Origin of the sequence: Brevundimonas sp. (assembly GCF_965278935.1) — a bacterium.
In the GTDB taxonomy this organism is placed as follows: domain Bacteria; phylum Pseudomonadota; class Alphaproteobacteria; order Caulobacterales; family Caulobacteraceae; genus Brevundimonas.
This window is the reverse complement of record NZ_OZ257124.1, coordinates 2,790,819-2,808,739: the sequence shown is the minus strand read 5'-3', so window position 1 is coordinate 2,808,739 and position 17,921 is coordinate 2,790,819. Positions and strand designations below refer to the sequence as shown.

The following is a 17,921-nucleotide window of genomic DNA, read 5'->3' as shown; positions in this document are numbered from 1 at the left end:
GTCACCTGAATGGGGGACAACAGGCCGTTCAGCCTGGGCGCATCCTCCGAGGCGTAATGTTCGATCGTCGGTCATCGCCGGCGATCCTGAGTGAAGACTTGGCCCCGGAGCGAAAGCCCCGGGGCCATTTTTTATCCTACTGGGCGGCCGGGGCGTTGGCCGAGACCACCGAGGCGCGCCAGGCTTTGGATGGGACGAGGTAACGCTGGGCCATCGCCTGGATGTCGGCCGGGGTGACCGCCTCCAGATCCGCAATGTGGCTGGTGATCTCGCCCGGAGTATTCGATCGGCTCGAGATCTCACCCAGCATGCCCAGCCAGTATTCGTTGCCGGCCTGGCTGCGACGCAGAGCCTCGAGCTGGGGCGCACGAGCGCGGGTCAGCTCGTCCTCGGTGATCGGCGTATCGCGCAGCGAAGCGGCGATGGCGTCGATCTCGGTGAACAGGCGGGCCTGGTTCTCCGGCGTCGTCTGGGCTGTAACGAAGATCGAGCCGTAGCCGGTATAGACGTCGGAGGCCGAGGAGCCCGAGCCGGGGCTGTAGGCGAGGGCCAGTTCCTCACGGATCCTGGCCAGGACGCGCAGCTCCATCACGGCGGACAGCAGGTTGACGCGACGGGCCTCGGTCTCGTCCTCGACAGAGTCCGTCGTCGGCCAGGCGACATAGCCCAGCGCCTGCTCGGCCGGACCCGTGTGGGTCAGGCGGATCGGCTCGGGCGTGCCGGCAGGGAAGCGCAGGATATCGGCGCCCGGAGCGGCGGCCGGGGCCGGGGCGCGCGGGGGCAGGGCGGCCAGCGTCGACCCGACGGCGGCGATGGCGTCATCGACCGTGGTGTCTCCGACGATGACGACCTCGATCGGACCCGAGGCCAGACCGGCGGTGACGCCGGCCTTCATCTGGTCGTTGGTCCAGCCGGCGATGTCGGCGGCCGAAGGGAAGGCCTGACGCGCGTCGCCCGAAGCCAGCAACGCCGACGACTGAATGGCGAAGGCGCCGCCAGGCGTGGCCATCTGCTGGGCCAGAATCTGCGGGAAGAAGGCCTTTATCTGTTCGAACGGGGCCGGACGCAGGCCCGGATCGGTCAGATAGGCGGTCAGGACCTGCATCTCGAGCTGCAGATCCTGCGGCCGGGTGGCGCCGTTCAGCTGGTACGCGTCGCCGCCGACGGAGAAGTTGGCGCTGTAGATGCGACCGCTGAGGACCCGGGCCAGTTCGTCGGCGCTCAGACGGCCGAGGCCGCCGGCGGCGAAGGTGAAGCCGGCCAGGGACTGGACGTCGGGCTTGTCCGTCGGCAGGCCTCGCTCGCCGATGCCCGTGCGCACGCTGACCAGGATCTGCTCGTCGCGGAAGTCGGTCGGCTTGACCACCAGACGCGTGCCGTTGGCGAAGGTCACGACGGTCGTGCCGATTTCCGGGATTTCGCTGCGGCTGGTCGGCTGGGCGGCGGCGCCGAAGTCGGCATAGGGCCATTCCAGAGCGGCCTGCTCGGCGCGAGGGGTGACGGGGACGGCCTGGGAGGCTTCCAGCATGGCCGTGACGGCGGCCTCGCCTCCCTCGATGGGTTCGGGCGTGACGACGAGGGCCAGCGGGCCCTGGCCTTCGAACACCGCCCGCACGGCGGTGTCGACGGCGGCGGGCGTCAGACCTTCGACCGCGGCGTTGAAGATATCCAGATTGGTCTGGGGCGTGGTGAACACCCGGTCCTCGTTGATGCTGTTCAGCAGGCCGGCGGCGAGGCCGGTCGTGGTCCGCGTGGCGGCGGCGGCGACGGCGTTCTGAATGGCGGTGCGCGTATCGGTGATCTCACGCGCCAGCTCGCTCGGAGTGACACCGAACTCGACGAGGCGGCGCTTCTCCTGCTCGATCGCTTCCAGAGCGCGCTGCAGGCCGCCCGGATTGAAGTTGGCCGAGATCGTTCCGACGTCGAAGCTGTCGACCCAGGCCGATGCGCTGCCGGAGCCGCTGATGAACGGCGGGTTGTCGGCGCGGGCCAGTTCGCCCAGGCGACGGTTCAGGACCGCCAGGCCCAGACCGCGGCGGATGCGCGACGCGCGCTCGGCCACCGTGTCGGGATCGAGGTCGGGCGACTGGATCCAGTTGATCTGGATCGAGGACTGCACGCCCGGCTCGACCAGGATGCGGGTCTCGGCGCCGCGCTCGGCGACCCGGCCCAGATCAGGCTCCGGACCATCGGCCGCGGTCGGCTCCCAGCTTTCGAAGGCCCCGCGAATCTTGGCCTCCATCTGATCGACATCGAAATCCCCGACGGCGATCATCGTGGCTCGCGAGGGGCGGTAGTAGGCGTTGTAGAAATTGACGAAGCGCTCGCGCGGCGCCGTTCGGATGACTTCCATGTCGCCGATCGGAATGCGCGACGACACCCGCTGGCCGGGCGCGAGCAGGGCCAGCTGGGCGATCAGGGACCGCAGGCCCGGCGAGTTGCGGGTGCGCTCCTCCCCCTGGATCACGCCGCGTTCGGCTTCGATCTGGTCGGGAGCCATCAGGGCTTCGGACACCTGTTCACGCATGATGCGCAGGCCGGTGTCGACCGTCTCGTCGTTCGTGCGCGGCAGGTCGAGTTGATAGAAGGTCTGGTCAAAACCGGTCTGGGCGTTGGTGTCGGCGCCGAAGGCCAGACCCAGCCGCTCCAGGATCGCCAGCAGCTCGTTCTCCGGGATATTCGTCGTCCCGTTGAAGGCCATGTGCTCCATGAAGTGGGCCAGACCGCGCTGGTTCTCTTCTTCCATGAGCGAGCCCGCGGCGATTCGCAGGCGCAGGCTCGCCTGGCCCGGAGGCGTGGCGTTGCGCAGGATCGCATAGCGCATGCCGTTGGGCAGGATGCCGAAGCGAACGTTCGAATCGGCGGGAATGTCGCTCGCCGCCTGGGCCCAGGGCGCTGAGGGCTGGGCCGTCTGCGCAGCGGCGGGCATCGCCGCAAGAAGCGCCAGCCCGGAGGCTGCGACGAGAAGAAGGCGACGGGCGTTGGACATGCAGGCTCCGGTGGAACGGTCGCCGCACCGGGGCGGGCGCGGCCGAACAGAGATGACGACAGAAATCCGACGGCCCCCCGCCGGTTGTCGTCACCTTCGCCCCGAACCGGCGCGGGTGTAAACTAAACTTTACGTCAGGTTCCGGGACGCGAGACGTAGAAGGTCGCGCTGTTGCCGATGGCATTGGCCCCCGCCGCCACCGAACGGCCGTTGCCGCGGATGGTCGTGGAGGCGGTGACCGAGACGTTTCCGGAGTTCGTCTGGGCGTTGGTGACGTCCATCGTGCCGTCGCAGGCGGAGCAGGCGTAGCCCGTGACCGAATTGCCCACGGCCTCGGCGGCGACATAGGCGTCGTAACCGTTCGTGCCTTCGAAGGTCGAGGAGACCTCGACGCCGCCGGAGTTCACCTGGGAATTGTCGATCTCCAGATAGCGATCGTTGTTGCCGATCGAGACCTCGTTGCCGGTCCCGTAGGCGTTCGAGGTCGCCGCGCCGAAGTCGTAGCTGGTCACGCGGCTGGCGGTCTGGATCCGGGACAGGTTCGACTGGTCGGTCGTCACGACGGCCGAGCCGCCCTGATTATAGAGGATCGCCTGGTTGCCGGTGGCCCGCGCCCGGCCGGCCAGGTCCCAGGCGTTGCCCGAGTTGGCGCTGGTCGAGGCGGTGACCTGATCGCCGGACTGACGCTGGCGGATGGTGAGGTTCTGGCTGGAGGCGAGGCCGGAGTTCGCCAGGACCGAGTTGCCGATCGACTGGCTGATGAACTCGCCGGTCTCTGGGATGTACTGGGTGCCCGCGAAGTTGGAGGCGCGGACGCCGGCGGCGGAGTTCTGGATCACCGTGCCGTCGACACGGGAGCCGCTCGCTCCGATGGCCGTGGTGTTGGCGATGGCGGTGACGCCGACGGAGGCCCCGCCGATCAGGCGTGCGGACGATCCCGTGATCGTGGAGGAGGCTGTGACCTCGGACGGGTCCACGGTCTGGCTCGACTCGATCGTCAGGTCGGCGCCGTAGGCCCCGGCGGCCAGATAGTTGCCGCGCGCCTGGGTCGTCGCATTGACCGGACCTTCGGTGTCGCCGGTCAGGGTCAGGGTGGTGGTCGCGCGGGTATTGCCGCGCATCGTCTGGGTCGAGGTCAGGGCCAGGGCGTCGTTCTCGACCGAGCCCGACAGGCTGTTGCCCTGGGCGGCGTTGTTGACGCCGACCTCTTCGTCGGCGCCTTCGACGTTCAGGGTCTGGCCCGCGATGACGTCGCCGAGCTGAAGCTGCTGGTTCAGGACGATCGAACGGTCCTGATGCGCGTAGGCCTCAGTAGCGGCTGCGACGCACATCGCCGTCGCGGCCAGCGTGCCAGCGAGACGGTTCGGCGCGAGTCTGGCCATTGTTCGTTCCCGTGTTGTCGTAGGCGGCGTAGTAGCCGCCGGTCGCGCCCACCGTGTTCAGGGGGTCGTTGGACGCGTTAAGGCAGACTTCCGGACCCGGCGCGCCGTACAGGTTGGCCATCATCTCCACGGTCGCCCGCTCGATCAGCGCGCGGACCGCCAGCTGGACCGGCTCCATGCCGCCCGTGCCGGCCGAGACGTCGAAGACGTTGCCGTTCAGGAAGTCGAACACCCCGGCGGAGATTTCGCGGCCGATGATCTGCTTCTGGTAGGAGATGACATCGACGACCTCGAGCGTGGTCGTCTGGACCAGGCGCAGGTCCATGGCGATGTTCATCACATAGATCTTGCCCTGCAGGATGCCCGACCCAGGGACGTCGGTGTCGGTCTCGCCAACGGCGGCGTCGAAGCCGGCCGAGCGGATGTTGTAGTTCACCTCGGTGATGCCGCCGACGATATAGAAGTCTGAGCCCGGCACCTGACCCGCGAGGATGCGGCGATAGTTGGCGTCGGCGGGTTGATCCGGACCTTCGTCGCCGATCAGACGGTTGTTAGCGTAGCGCAGCTCCATCTCGGAGATGGAGGTGTCGTAGCGCTCGACCATCCGCGCCCCGGCCTTCGCCAGGGCGGAGAAGGCCATCAGCGAGGCGCCGCCGGTGATCTGGCGGCCGCCGTCGGCCGAGACCGTGCCGGTGTAGTCGCTGATCCGGCCGATCGCCATGCGAGGCGAGGGCAGGTTGTAGCGGCGGGCGTAGTCGGCGAGGCAGTAGAGCGCCGGGGAGTAGGGGGTCGGGTTCGAGGTCACCGGCGCATTGCCGATCGGCCGGGCGTAGAGGCCGCCGGGGCCCGCCACGGGACTGACGCAGGCGGACAGAAGTGCGGCGGCCGCGAGCGCGACGACGCCGCTCCTCAGCCGGGGACGAAGCGTGCGCGCGATCATTCGAAGCCTGTCAGTGTGCCGGTCAGATCCGTTCGGGCGCTGACATTGCCCGTATTGGTCTGACGCGAGTTGACGATGACCGTGTTGTGGCTGCCCTGGACCACCACGTTCAGATTGTTGCCGATGGCGGTCGAGCCCGCGATCGTCGTGCCCTGCGAGTTGCCGACGCCGCCCGAGTAGGTGTTCGACACCCCGCCGGACTGGCGGGAGTAGGCAGAGGCGCCGGCCTGGATGATCCCATCGACGATCAGGCGGTTGCCGTTCTGGTCGCGGGTCGATCCGGTCTGGGCCGCGCTCACCGATTGCCGCGCGCCGCCGTAGCCGTTCTGCATGGTCGACAGTCCGGCCGAGCCGCTCGACTGCGCCATGGCTGCGCCCGGAGCCGCCAGAGCGACGATCAGCAGGGCGATGGACGTCCTCTTGAAGGGCATTTCGGCCAATCCCACGCGAACACGGTTAACGGCCGCAAGGTCGCGGTCCGCGTCCCAAAGTGAGTTATGGTTATTAAGAAGCGCTTGAGATTGGTTAGGCCTTTCCGCATTTGAGTCGGATGGAGCCGATGCCCGACCGATTCGCCGGTCCGCCCCCGAAGGAACGCATCTTCAATGCCCCGCTTCTGGCGGTGCTGCTGGCCGCCTCGATGCCGGCGCTGTACTTTTTTCAGGAGCGGTCCCGCGACAACTGGCTGGGGCTGGCCTTCGCGCCGATCGACCTCACCGATGGACGGTATGCCGGCCTGTTCACTTCGATGCTGGTGCACGGCGGATGGGTGCACGCCCTGATGAACGCGGTGGCGGCCCTGACCTTCGGCGCGCCGGTGGCCAGACTGTTCCGCGGACCGGTCGGCGTGGGGGTGTTTCTCGCACTTTATATATGCGCCGGAATCTTTGCGACGTTGGGCTACGGTCTGGTGCACTGGGGCAGCGCCGATCCGCTGGTCGGTGCGTCCGGTGCGGTGTTCGGCCTGATCGGCGCCGCGACTCGTCTGCTGGGCGGGGGAGGGCGGGTCCTGCCGCTGACCCGTCGGGCCGTGATCACCACCTCGATGGCCTGGATGGCCGTCAATGCCTTGGTCGGCCTGATCGGCTTCGCGCCCGGCGTCGAGGGCGCGAGAATCGCCTGGGAGGCCCACGCCTTCGGCTTCCTGTTCGGCATCCTCGCGATCGGGCCGCTGGCCCGGGTGTTCGCGCGGCCGGACGAAAGGTTTGATTCGTCGGGCGGTCTGGGCGATCCTCTGCGCTGAAGCGGCTCCAGGTCCTTCGGGCCGGCGGCCGCTCCCAAGAACACAAGGGAAGGAACCGCACTGTGCTGGTCGCTGAAATCCTCAAGAACAAGGGAGGCGACGTCTTCAGCGTCGCGCCCGACATCACCCTCTCACAGGCCTGCGCCGAGCTGGACACGCGTCGGGTCGGCGCCCTGATCGTCTGTGACGGCGATCGCGTCGTCGGCGTCATCTCGGAGAGAGATGTGGTCAAGGCCGTCGCCGCCGACGGGGCCGCCGGCCTCGCCAGGCCCGTATCCGCCTATATGACCCGGGAAGTGGTCTTCGCCGAACCCGGAGAGACGGTTGCAATTCTCATGGGACGGATGACCGATCGCCGGATTCGCCATCTTCCGGTTCTGAAGGACAGCCGATTGAGCGGCGTTATCTCCATCGGCGACGTGGTGAAATGCCAGATCGCCGAGGCCACACAGGAAGCCGAAAGCCTGCGGACCTATATAGCGGCGGGCTGAGCCACCGGGCGACAAGGCTCGCCGAACCGAACTCCTTGTGAATTTTCGCCCGCCACGAAAATGCCGCTTGCGGACGAAGATGGCCCTACGTATATCGCCCCCTCGCTCGGAGACGGGCTGGCCGCCGGGGCCGCGGGGACGCAAGTCACCACGGATCTGGAGGGGAAAGGGAGCTAAAAACTCCTTGCTTCCCTGGCCGGTTCCACATAGTCTCCGCGCTCCAATCGAATCGCCTCGGTAACGAAACGGGGAAGCCAATGAGGCTTTCGCGGGTGGTTTTTTGCGGACTGGAAGCTTCGGTTTTCACCTCCGGAAAATAGCTGAAAGGCTCGTTTGACACGGAGTTTGGCCTTCTTTAGGAAGCCGCCTCCGCCGCCCTCCAGGGGGTCGGAAATGCAGAAAGAAGTTCTTGTAAAAGAGCGACTTGACGCAGAAATCGGAGGCGACTAAGACGCCGCCTCCGCCGAGCCTCACGGGGTTCGGAACGGCATCAAGAACGTTTCCTAAAAGACGTTCTTGACACAGACTTCCGAGGCGACTAAATCGCCGCCTCCGCCGTAACCGGGCGCTAAACGGTCGGACCGGTTCGCCGGTCTCTGACGGTCTTTGACATTGTAGATTTGGAAAGAGAAACGCAGGCGGCGGTGTCCTAGCGATGGCCAGTGATGGTCATTACGACGATACTGACACTCTGCGGTCTTTTTGAAAGATACAACCATGTCGGTTGGCCTTCGGGTCGATCGAAGTGGTTCTCGTCAAGAATACGTAGAACTTATGCCAACCGGTTTACGGACCGGGGATGCTTAGGTCAGATAGTCAACTCAACCTGAGAGTTTGATCCTGGCTCAGAGCGAACGCTGGCGGCAGGCCTAACACATGCAAGTCGAACGGACCTTTCGGGGTTAGTGGCGGACGGGTGAGTAACACGTGGGAACGTGCCTTTTGGTTCGGAATAGCTCCTGGAAACGGGTGGTAATGCCGAATGTGCCCTTCGGGGGAAAGATTTATCGCCATTAGAGCGGCCCGCGTCTGATTAGCTAGTTGGTGAGGTAAAGGCTCACCAAGGCTACGATCAGTAGCTGGTCTGAGAGGATGACCAGCCACATTGGGACTGAGACACGGCCCAAACTCCTACGGGAGGCAGCAGTGGGGAATCTTGCGCAATGGGCGAAAGCCTGACGCAGCCATGCCGCGTGAATGATGAAGGTCTTAGGATTGTAAAATTCTTTCACCGGGGACGATAATGACGGTACCCGGAGAAGAAGCCCCGGCTAACTTCGTGCCAGCAGCCGCGGTAATACGAAGGGGGCTAGCGTTGCTCGGAATTACTGGGCGTAAAGGGAGCGTAGGCGGACATTTAAGTCAGGGGTGAAATCCCAGAGCTCAACTCTGGAACTGCCTTTGATACTGGATGTCTTGAGTGTGAGAGAGGTATGTGGAACTCCGAGTGTAGAGGTGAAATTCGTAGATATTCGGAAGAACACCAGTGGCGAAGGCGACATACTGGCTCATTACTGACGCTGAGGCTCGAAAGCGTGGGGAGCAAACAGGATTAGATACCCTGGTAGTCCACGCCGTAAACGATGATTGCTAGTTGTCGGGATGTTTACATCTCGGTGACGCAGCTAACGCATTAAGCAATCCGCCTGGGGAGTACGGTCGCAAGATTAAAACTCAAAGGAATTGACGGGGGCCCGCACAAGCGGTGGAGCATGTGGTTTAATTCGAAGCAACGCGCAGAACCTTACCACCTTTTGACATGCCTGGACCGCCAGAGAGATCTGGCTTTCTCTTCGGAGACTAGGACACAGGTGCTGCATGGCTGTCGTCAGCTCGTGTCGTGAGATGTTGGGTTAAGTCCCGCAACGAGCGCAACCCTCGCCATTAGTTGCCATCATTTAGTTGGGAACTCTAATGGGACTGCCGGTGCTAAGCCGGAGGAAGGTGGGGATGACGTCAAGTCCTCATGGCCCTTACAGGGTGGGCTACACACGTGCTACAATGGCGACTACAGAGGGTTAATCCTTAAAAGTCGTCTCAGTTCGGATTGTCCTCTGCAACTCGAGGGCATGAAGTTGGAATCGCTAGTAATCGCGGATCAGCATGCCGCGGTGAATACGTTCCCGGGCCTTGTACACACCGCCCGTCACACCATGGGAGTTGGTTCTACCCGAAGGCGATGCGCTAACCGCAAGGAGGCAGTCGACCACGGTAGGGTCAGCGACTGGGGTGAAGTCGTAACAAGGTAGCCGTAGGGGAACCTGCGGCTGGATCACCTCCTTTCTAAGGATGCGTCTCCAGTGAAGCTCTCACGAGGTTCATTATTGACGCTCCAATAAACTGCGGGATGCCGCCGTCTCCGTTTCTCTTTCCTATTTCATGCCTCGCGGCGTCAGACATTCGGTCTGATCTTGTGAGGCATGCGATCGCGAGCCTGGTCTTATGGACCGGCTGTCGTGCGGCCATAGGCCCGTAGCTCAGCCTGGTTAGAGCGCACGCCTGATAAGCGTGAGGTCGGCAGTTCGAGTCTGCCCGGGCCTACCAGCCCAGGCTGGACCTTAGCCTACGACGCGTACCGACAAGCTCTCCTGAGCTTCGCACTGTTCCTGTTGGAATGGGGCCATAGCTCAGTTGGTAGAGCGCCTGCTTTGCAAGCAGGATGTCGTCGGTTCGACTCCGTCTGGCTCCACCAGGTACCGCAGATCGTACAGAGATTGCTTCAGCCGCTTCGGCGCTGAAGCATTGATATTGTGAAGGAAGAATTGGTCCGGCCCCTCATAGGCTTTGAGGACCTGTTCGAGAGAAGACATTGTCTGACAAAAATCAGGCAGGGACCCGCCGGCATTTCTTTCCAGTCGGCTGGATCATCCCTGCATGAGTTTTGCTGAGAAACGATCAAGCGTTGAAGGGCTTCTGACGGATGCCTTGGCGTAGAGAGGCGATGAAGGACGTGGCAAGCTGCGATAAGAACCGGGGAGGCGCTAGCACCCTTTGATCCGGTTATTTCCGAATGGGGAAACCCACCTTTACAGTCTTCCAACTTTGTTCTCCCCCATTCCTTCTGGAGTGTGGAGGGCAAGGATTGGCGGATTGTTCAAAGGTATAATGACCTGAATACATAGGGTTCATTAAGCAAACCCGGGGAACTGAAACATCTCAGTACCCGGAGGAAAGGACATCAACCGAGACTCCCGTAGTAGTGGCGAGCGAACCGGGACCAGGCCAGTGCTCTTGTGATATAAAGCCGAACGATCTGGAAAGGTCGGCCATAGCGGGTGAAAGCCCCGTAGGCGTCAAATAGCAAGAGACTCGAGTAGGGCGGGACACGTGAAATCCTGTCTGAACATGGGGGGACCACCCTCCAAGCCTAAGTACTCCTCTACGACCGATAGTGAACAAGTACCGTGAGGGAAAGGTGAAAAGCACCCCGACAAGGGGAGTGAAACAGATCCTGAAATCGGAAGCCTACAAGCAGTCGGAGCCCCCAAGCGGGGTGACGGCGTACCTTTTGTATAATGGGTCAGCGACTTCATGTGTCGAGCAAGCTTAAGCCGTTAGGTGTAGGCGCAGCGAAAGCGAGTCTGAACAGGGCGCTAAGTTCGACGTATGACGACCCGAAACTAGGTGATCTATCCATGAGCAGGATGAAGGTAAGGTAACACTTACTGGAGGTCCGAACCCGTGAATGTTGAAAAATTCTGGGATGACTTGTGGATAGGGGTGAAAGGCCAATCAAACCTAGACATAGCTGGTTCTCCGCGAAATCTATTTAGGTAGAGCGTCCGACGAATTCCTCAGGGGGTAGAGCACTGGATGGTTGCGGGCTGCGCGAGCGGTACCAATACTAACCAAACTCCGAATACCTGAGAGAACTATCGGGCAGACACACGGCGGGTGCTAACGTCCGTCGTGAAAAGGGAAACAACCCTAACCATCATCTAAGGCCCCCAAGTACTGGCTAAGTGGGAAACGATGTGGGATTGCTTTGACAATCAGGAGGTTGGCTTAGAAGCAGCCATCCTTTAAAGAAAGCGTAACAGCTCACTGATCAAGCGATCCTGCGCGGAAAATGTAACGGGGCTCAAGCCAGTCGCCGAAGATATGGGTTCACGTAAGTGAGCGGTAGCGGAGCGTTCCGTAAGCCGGTGAAGGTCAGGCGTGAGCCTGGCTGGAGGTATCGGAAGTGAGAATGCTGACATGAGTAACGATAAGGAGTGTGAGAGACACTCCCGCCGAAAGACCAAGGGTTCCTGCGTAAAGCTAATCTGCGCAGGGTTAGTCGGCCCCTAAGGCGAGGCTGAAAAGCGTAGTCGATGGGAAGCAGGTAAATATTCCTGCACCAGCCAGAAGTGACGGATGGCGCAACTTGTCAGGGCTTATTGGATTGTCCTGGCAGGGAAGTTGTCCCTGGAAATAACTCTGGCAGAGACCGTACCCGAAACCGACACAGGTGGTCAGGTAGAGCATACCAAGGCGCTTGAGAGAACTGTGCTGAAGGAACTCGGCAAATTGCACGCGTAACTTCGGAATAAGCGTGACTCTGCTTAGGGCAACCTTTGCAGAGTGGCACAAGCCAGGGGGTAGCGACTGTTTAGCAAAAACACAGGGCTCTGCGAAGCAGCAATGCGACGTATAGGGTCTGACGCCTGCCCGGTGCCTGAAGGTTAAAGGGAGTTGTGAAAGCGACGAACTGAAGCCCAGGTAAACGGCGGCCGTAACTATAACGGTCCTAAGGTAGCGAAATTCCTTGTCGGGTAAGTTCCGACCTGCACGAATGGCGTAACGACTTCCCCACTGTCTCCAGCACAGGCTCAGTGAAATTGAATTCCCCGTGAAGATGCGGGGTTCCCGCGGTCAGACGGAAAGACCCTATGAACCTTTACTATAGCTTCGCCTTGGCGTTAGCGACCGTATGTGTAGGATAGGTGGGAGGCTATGAAACCGGGGCGCCAGCTCTGGTGGAGCCATCCTTGAAATACCACCCTTACTGTCGTTGACGTCTAACCGAGGGCCGTTATCCGGTCCCGGGACATGGCGTGGTGGGTAGTTTGACTGGGGCGGTCGCCTCCTAAAGTGTAACGGAGGCGCGCGATGGTGGGCTCAGACCGGTCGGAAATCGGTCGTCGAGTGCAATGGCATAAGCCCGCCTGACTGCGAGACTGACAAGTCGAGCAGAGACGAAAGTCGGCCATAGTGATCCGGTGGTCCCGCGTGGAAGGGCCATCGCTCAACGGATAAAAGGTACTCTAGGGATAACAGGCTGATTTTGCCCAAGAGTCCATATCGACGGCAAAGTTTGGCACCTCGATGTCGGCTCATCACATCCTGGGGCTGGAGCAGGTCCCAAGGGTTCGGCTGTTCGCCGATTAAAGTGGTACGTGAGCTGGGTTCAGAACGTCGTGAGACAGTTTGGTCCCTATCTGCCGTGGGTGTTCGAAGCTTGAGAGGATCTGTCCCTAGTACGAGAGGACCGGGATGGACATACCTCTGGTGGACCTGTCATGACGCCAGTTGTGCAGCAGGGTAGCTAAGTATGGAATAGATAACCGCTGAAAGCATCTAAGCGGGAAACTAACCTCAAAACAAGGCTTCGCTGAGGATCGTGGAAGACTACCACGTTGATAGGCCAGGTGTGGAAGCGCGGCGACGCGTGAAGCTTACTGGTACTAATAATCCGATCGGCTTGATCGTTTCTCAGCAAAACTCATTCGATTTTTCGAATACGACAATGTCTTCTCATACAATCTGATATCCGCTTGGTTGACCTGGTGGTTATGTCGGAGGTTCCCCACCCGATCCCATCCCGAACTCGGTCGTTAAGCCCTCCAGAGCCAATGGTACTATGTCTCAAGGCATGGGAGAGTAGGTCGCCGCCGGGTCTACCAAGCGGATATCGGATTGTATGTCTTCTCGAACATCTTCCTTCACAAAGCCGCTCTTGCCGCGGGATGGAGCAGCCCGGTAGCTCGTCAGGCTCATAACCTGAAGGTCGCAGGTTCAAATCCTGCTCCCGCACCCAAGATCATAAAAGCCCCTCAGATATCCCCTGAGGGGCTTTTTGCTGTCCGGAGCGCCGTTCTGGCGACTTCACGACCCTAACCGGCCGCATCCCGCGCGCGAAAATCGCCCGGGCGCAGGCCGTGGCGGCGGAACTTGTCGTACAGCGTCTTCCTCGGAAGCCTCAGGGCGTCGGTGATCGCGACGATGTCGCCGGCATGGCGATGCAGGGCCTCCTCCAGCACCGCCTTCTCGAACCGCTCGAGCCGGTCGACGAGACCGGACGCCGGTTCCTCGCGCGAACCGATCGCCACAAGAGCGTCGATGTCCAGGGCGACCTGGTCGGCGAAATGCGCCAGTTCCCGCACATTGCCCGGCCAGTCGTGCTCCATCAGGGTCCGCCTGACGGCCGTGCTCATCGGCGGCGGCGTTCTCTGGTGCTCGCCCGAGGCCCGCGTCAGGAAGTGGGCGAACAGCAACGGCACGTCCTCGCGCCGTTCCCGCAACGGCGGCACGCGCAGCTTCAGGACATTGAGCCGGTAATACAGGTCCTCGCGGAACTGGCCGCGCTCCACCGCGAGCTTCAGGTCGATCTTGGAAGACGCAAGGATGCGCAGGTCCAGCTGACGCGGTCCCGAACCGCCGAGCGGCTGGATTTCGCGTTCTTCCACCACCCGCAACAGGGCGACCTGGGCGGGGATCGGCATGCTCTCGATCTCATCGAGAAACAGGGTGCCGCGATGGCTCTGTTCGATCAGTCCGACGCGCCGTTTGACCGCGCCGGGAAAGGCGCCCGGCTCGTGGCCGAACATCTCGCTCTCGATCAGGCCGGCGGGCAGGGCGCCGCAGTTCACGGCGACGAATGGATGCACGCGACGCCGGCCGCTGTTGTGCAGGGCGCGGGCGACGACCTCCTTGCCGACGCCCGTCTCGCCCTCGATCAGGACGTCCATGCCGGCGTCCGCAACCTGTTCGATGACGCTCCGCAGGCGGGCGATGGCGGGGCTGGACCCCAGCAGAGGCAGGTCCGGGCTCGCGCGGCCGACCTCCGCCGCCAGCGCGCGGTTGTCGAGAACCAGTCCGCGCTTCTCCAGGGCCCGGTTTAGGCTGTCGGCCAGACGGCCGAAGTCGAACGGCTTGGCCACGAAATCATAGGCGCCGTTGTGCAGGGCATCGACAGCGTCGGCGATGTCGCCGTGGCCGGTGATCATCACGACCGGCAGCCCTTCGTCGAGCGCCTGAAGTCGCGCCAGCAGTCCGCGCCCATCCATGCCGGGCATCCGCAGGTCCGAGACGACGACGCCCGGATAGTCGGCGCCCAGAACTTTCAGAGCCGCCTCGGCCGAGGCGAAGGCCTGGACCTCCAGGTCCTCGAGTTGAAGTCGTTCAAGGAGGGCGCCCCTGAAGTCATCGTCGTCGTCGATCAGGGTGACGCAGCGGGGTCGGGAAAAGTTCACGCGGCGGCCTTCAGCGTAACGACGAACCGGGCGCCCGACTGGCCCGGACGCAGGCTGAGCTCGCCGCCGAAGCCGGCGACGATGTCACGGCAGATGACGAGGCCGAGGCCCAGCCCCGCCGGCTTGGTCGTGACGAACGGGGTGAACAGGGCCGCGGCGATGGCCGGATCGACACCCGGGCCGTTGTCGTCGATGACGATCTCGACCCGCCGCGCCTTCCGCGCGACATCGATGGTCAACCTGGGGGCCGGCGTGCCGGCGTCGGTCATGGCCTCGAAGGCGTTCTGGACCAGGTTGACGATCACCTGTTCCAGCCGGATCGGCTCGGCCTGAACCTGCAGATCGGCGGCGCCGGTGCGGACCAGTTCGACCCCGCCTTCCCGCAGCCGGCCACCGATGAGCAGGAGAGCGCCGTCAATGGCGGCGGAGGGAGAGACCGCGGAGACCCCTTGGGTGCTCTTGCGCGAAAAAGCGCGGAGTTCGTCGGTGATGGCGCCGATGCGGCCGGTCAGTTCAGCGACACGACCGAGGCTGCGGCGCGCGGCGTCCGGATCGTCGCGGTCGAGATAGGCGGTCGCTGTGTCGGCATGGGTGCGGATGGCCGCGACGGGCTGATTGATCTCGTGCGCCACGCCGGCGGCGATCTGGCCGAGCGTGGCCAGTTTGTTGGCCTGGACCAGTTCTTCTCGGAGGACCTCGCGGCTGGCCTCGGCCCGGCGGCGCTCGTCGATCTCGCGGCTCAACCGGCCGTTGGCGGCCCGCAGTTCCAGCGTGCGTTCGTCGATCCGGCGCTCCAGTTCGGCGCGGGCCTGTTCCTCCGCCTCGGCGCGCGCCATGGCCTGTTGCCGCCGACGCAGCAGGACGCCGGCGCCGACGGCCAGAAGGGTGACCAGAAGGCCCGCGACCGCCCGGGCGCTGAGAACATTGGCGACGATGGCGCCGCCGATCGGATCCAGCAGATGCAGGGTCCAGCCCGGCGTGTCCGTCTCGGTGTGGGCCAGAATCCACTCGGTCGAGGGGCCGCCCGCAGCGGCCCGGACGATCCGGTGCGCGCCGGTCGCCTCGCTGTCGAAGGGGAGGGGGGCGAGCGCCTGACCGGTCAGGGTCTGGTCGTCGAGGATGGCCTTGCGCTCGGCGGCGGTCAGGTCGCGGCTCCGGCGGAACCGCCATTCTGGCACGCTGGTGACGAGGACGACGCCTCGGGAATCCGTGACATAGGCCGGCTCGCCAGAGCCGCGCCAGTCGGCTTCGAGGGCGTCGAACTCGACTTTGACCACCACCACGCCGATCGGCGCCGAAGCGGCGCCGATCCGGCGGGCGAGGTAGAGGCCGGGACGTCCGCTTACGGTGCCGAGGGCGAAGAACTCCGCCTGCCCGTTCTCCATGGCGCCCCGGAAATAGGGGCGGAAGGCGTAGTCGGATCCGACGAAGCTGGTCGGTTGGCGCCAGTTGCTGGCGGCGCGGGCGACGCCGTTTCGGTCCAGAACATAAATGGCGGCGGCGCGGGTCCGGGCGGCGAGGGTTTCCAGCTTGGCGCTGACGATGTCGGCCGCCTGACGGCCCGGGCCAGCGACAAGGCCGACGACTTCGGGGTCCTGGGACAGGACGACGGGGAGGGAGCGGTGCTTCTCCAGCTCACTCCGCAGGACGGCGGCGTGCAGGGCGGCCGCGGCATCGGCCTGCCGCGCCAGATCGGCCCGGGCGTCTCGCCGGGCCAGTTCTCCGGCGGCCGCCATGGCCAGGATGGTGGCGATCAGCCAGCACGACAGCAGGACCAGCCACGGTCGGGACAACCGGGTGGACAGGAGGCCGGATAGCCGATCAAGCGCTGACGCCGTCATCCGTAAAGCATGCGGAATTCCGCACAGAAACGCCACATGCAAGGCTGGACTTTCGGACAAACTTTGAGGCCGATTTAAATTAGCTATTTCAAAACAGCACCTTGTTCTCTCTCCTGTCTCATTTGGTTGCAGACGCAATCGCGGCCAAACTGGGGCCTTGGGACACGGCGTCAGACCGTGACGGAAACGGCGCGAACCGCGCAAGGGAGGTCAAGTGCAGCTTTCGAGCGATCAAGGTCCTGCGTCCGGCGCGCCGCGCGCCTGGTATCGACACCTGTATGTCCAGGTGCTGGGCGCGATCCTGCTCGGCGGGCTGATCGGTCACTTCTGGCCCGAGTTCGGCGAGAGCCTGAAGCCGCTGGGCGACTCCTTCATCAAGCTGGTGAAGATGGTCATTGCCCCGGTGATCTTCCTGACCATCGTCACCGGAATCGCCGGGATGCGCGACCTGGGCCGGGTCGGTCGGGTCGCGGCCAAGGCCTTCGGCTATTTCCTCGTATTCTCGACCCTCGCCCTGATCGTGGGTCTGGTGGTCGGCAATCTGGTTCAGCCGGGTCGCGGCCTGAACATCGACCCCGCGACGCTCGACGCCGGCGCGGTGGCCCAGTACTCGACCGCCGCGCACGAGACGTCGATCATCGGCTTCCTGATGGGGATCATCCCCGACACCTTCGCCAGCGCGTTTTCGACCGGCAACATTCTTCAGGTCCTGTTCGTCTCGGTGATGTTCGGCATCGCCCTGGCTTCGGTCGGCGACCTCGGCAAGCCGGTCCTGACCTTCCTCGAATCGGTCAGCGCCGCCTTCTTCAAACTGGTGGCGATCGTGATGAAGGCCGCGCCCATCGGGGCCTTCGGGGCCTTCGCCTTCACCATCGGCGCCTATGGCATCGAGACCATCGGCAACCTGATCGCCCTGATCGCCACCTTCTATCTGACCGCGGCGATCTTCGTCGTCGGCGTGCTCGGCGCGGTCGGGATCGCCAACGGCTTCTCGATCTTCAAGCTGATCCGCTACCTGAAGGAAGAGCTGCTGCTGGTGCTCGGCACCTCGTCGTCCGAGGCGGCCCTGCCCAGCCTTCTCCAGAAGATGGAGCGGGCCGGCGCGTCCAAGTCGGTCGTCGGCCTCGTCGTTCCGACCGGCTATTCGTTCAATCTGGACGGCACCAACATCTATATGACGATGGCCGCCCTGTTCATCGCCCAGGCGCTGAACATCGACCTGACGATGGAGCAACAGATCCTGCTGCTGCTGGTCGCGATGCTGTCGTCCAAGGGGGCGGCGGGCATCACCGGCGCCGGTTTCATCACCCTGGCCGCGACCCTGGCCGTCGTCCCGACCGTGCCGATCGCCGGCATGGCCCTGATCCTCGGCATCGACCGCTTCATGAGCGAGTGCCGGGCCCTGACCAACTTCATCGGCAACGCCGTGGCGACCATCGTGGTGGCGCGCTGGGAGGGCGAACTCGACCGCGACGCCTTGCGCGAGGCCCTGAACGGCTCGCCCCGACCACTGGCCGCCCTGGCCGACCCGGCCGCCGGACCCGGCGACGACCTGGTGGTCGCTCGCGACTGATCTCTTTT

9 protein-coding genes, 3 tRNA genes and 3 rRNA genes are annotated in these 17,921 nt (G+C 63.6%); 9 read left to right on the top strand and 6 right to left on the bottom strand.

Annotated features, from left to right (window positions below):
• Nucleotides 1-136 precede the first annotated feature (136 nt).
• From ACQY68_RS13980 to hfaA, 4 genes are all read right to left on the bottom strand, one after another.
• Nucleotides 137-2,989 carry a M16 family metallopeptidase gene (locus ACQY68_RS13980; protein ID WP_428150129.1) on the bottom strand — a complete coding sequence of 951 codons (2,853 nt, stop codon included), beginning with the start codon at nt 2,987-2,989 and terminating at the stop codon, nt 137-139.
• A gap of 134 nt (nt 2,990-3,123) precedes the next feature.
• Nucleotides 3,124-4,371 (bottom strand): holdfast anchor protein HfaD, encoded by a 1,248-nt coding sequence (gene hfaD, locus ACQY68_RS13975; RefSeq protein ID WP_428150127.1) that lies wholly within the window; start codon nt 4,369-4,371, stop codon nt 3,124-3,126.
• Entirely contained in the window at nt 4,298-5,311 is a 1,014-nt protein-coding gene (hfaB, locus tag ACQY68_RS13970) for a holdfast anchoring protein HfaB (RefSeq protein WP_428150126.1), read from the bottom strand. The genes hfaD and hfaB overlap by 74 nt, the downstream gene beginning before the upstream one ends.
• Entirely contained in the window at nt 5,308-5,742 is a 435-nt protein-coding gene (gene hfaA / locus ACQY68_RS13965; protein ID WP_428150124.1) for a holdfast anchoring protein HfaA, read from the bottom strand. Before hfaA ends, hfaB begins: the two co-directional genes overlap by 4 nt.
• Nucleotides 5,743-5,870: 128 nt before the next feature.
• Here hfaA and ACQY68_RS13960 point away from each other — a divergent pair, with 128 nt between their 5' ends.
• The 8 genes from ACQY68_RS13960 (at nt 5,871) to ACQY68_RS13925 (ending at nt 13,064) form a co-directional block, all read left to right on the top strand.
• Nucleotides 5,871-6,554: a rhomboid family intramembrane serine protease gene (locus ACQY68_RS13960; protein ID WP_428150122.1), complete on the top strand. Its 684-nt coding sequence runs from the start codon at nt 5,871-5,873 to the stop codon at nt 6,552-6,554.
• 62 nt (nt 6,555-6,616) lie between these two features.
• Nucleotides 6,617-7,045 carry a CBS domain-containing protein gene (locus tag ACQY68_RS13955; protein WP_428150121.1) on the top strand — a complete coding sequence of 143 codons (429 nt, stop codon included), beginning with the start codon at nt 6,617-6,619 and terminating at the stop codon, nt 7,043-7,045.
• An 822-nt stretch (nt 7,046-7,867) separates the two neighbouring features.
• Nucleotides 7,868-9,328, top strand: a 16S ribosomal RNA gene (locus ACQY68_RS13950).
• A 183-nt stretch (nt 9,329-9,511) separates the two neighbouring features.
• Nucleotides 9,512-9,589, top strand: a tRNA-Ile gene (locus tag ACQY68_RS13945).
• 72 nt (nt 9,590-9,661) lie between these two features.
• A tRNA-Ala gene (locus tag ACQY68_RS13940) sits at nt 9,662-9,737 on the top strand.
• 201 nt (nt 9,738-9,938) lie between these two features.
• A 23S ribosomal RNA gene (locus ACQY68_RS13935) occupies nt 9,939-12,736 on the top strand.
• 73 nt (nt 12,737-12,809) lie between these two features.
• Nucleotides 12,810-12,924, top strand: a 5S ribosomal RNA gene (gene rrf, locus ACQY68_RS13930).
• Together the 16S, 23S and 5S rRNA genes with 3 tRNA genes alongside form the textbook arrangement of a ribosomal RNA operon.
• Before the next feature lie 63 nt (nt 12,925-12,987).
• Nucleotides 12,988-13,064: transfer RNA gene (locus ACQY68_RS13925), tRNA-Met, on the top strand.
• Nucleotides 13,065-13,140: 76 nt separating this feature from the next.
• Here ACQY68_RS13925 and ACQY68_RS13920 read toward each other — a convergent pair.
• Nucleotides 13,141-14,499, bottom strand: coding sequence for a sigma-54-dependent transcriptional regulator (locus tag ACQY68_RS13920; RefSeq protein ID WP_428150119.1), 1,359 nt, complete (start codon nt 14,497-14,499; stop codon nt 13,141-13,143).
• A complete protein-coding gene (locus ACQY68_RS13915; protein ID WP_428150117.1) occupies nt 14,496-16,292 on the bottom strand; it encodes a sensor histidine kinase in 1,797 nt (598 codons plus the stop codon). Before ACQY68_RS13915 ends, ACQY68_RS13920 begins: the two co-directional genes overlap by 4 nt.
• Before the next feature lie 262 nt (nt 16,293-16,554).
• Here ACQY68_RS13915 and ACQY68_RS13910 point away from each other — a divergent pair, with 262 nt between their 5' ends.
• Complete coding sequence (locus ACQY68_RS13910) at nt 16,555-17,913, top strand: dicarboxylate/amino acid:cation symporter (protein ID WP_428150116.1); 1,359 nt, start codon at nt 16,555-16,557, stop codon at nt 17,911-17,913.
• Nucleotides 17,914-17,921: the final 8 nt, after the last annotated feature.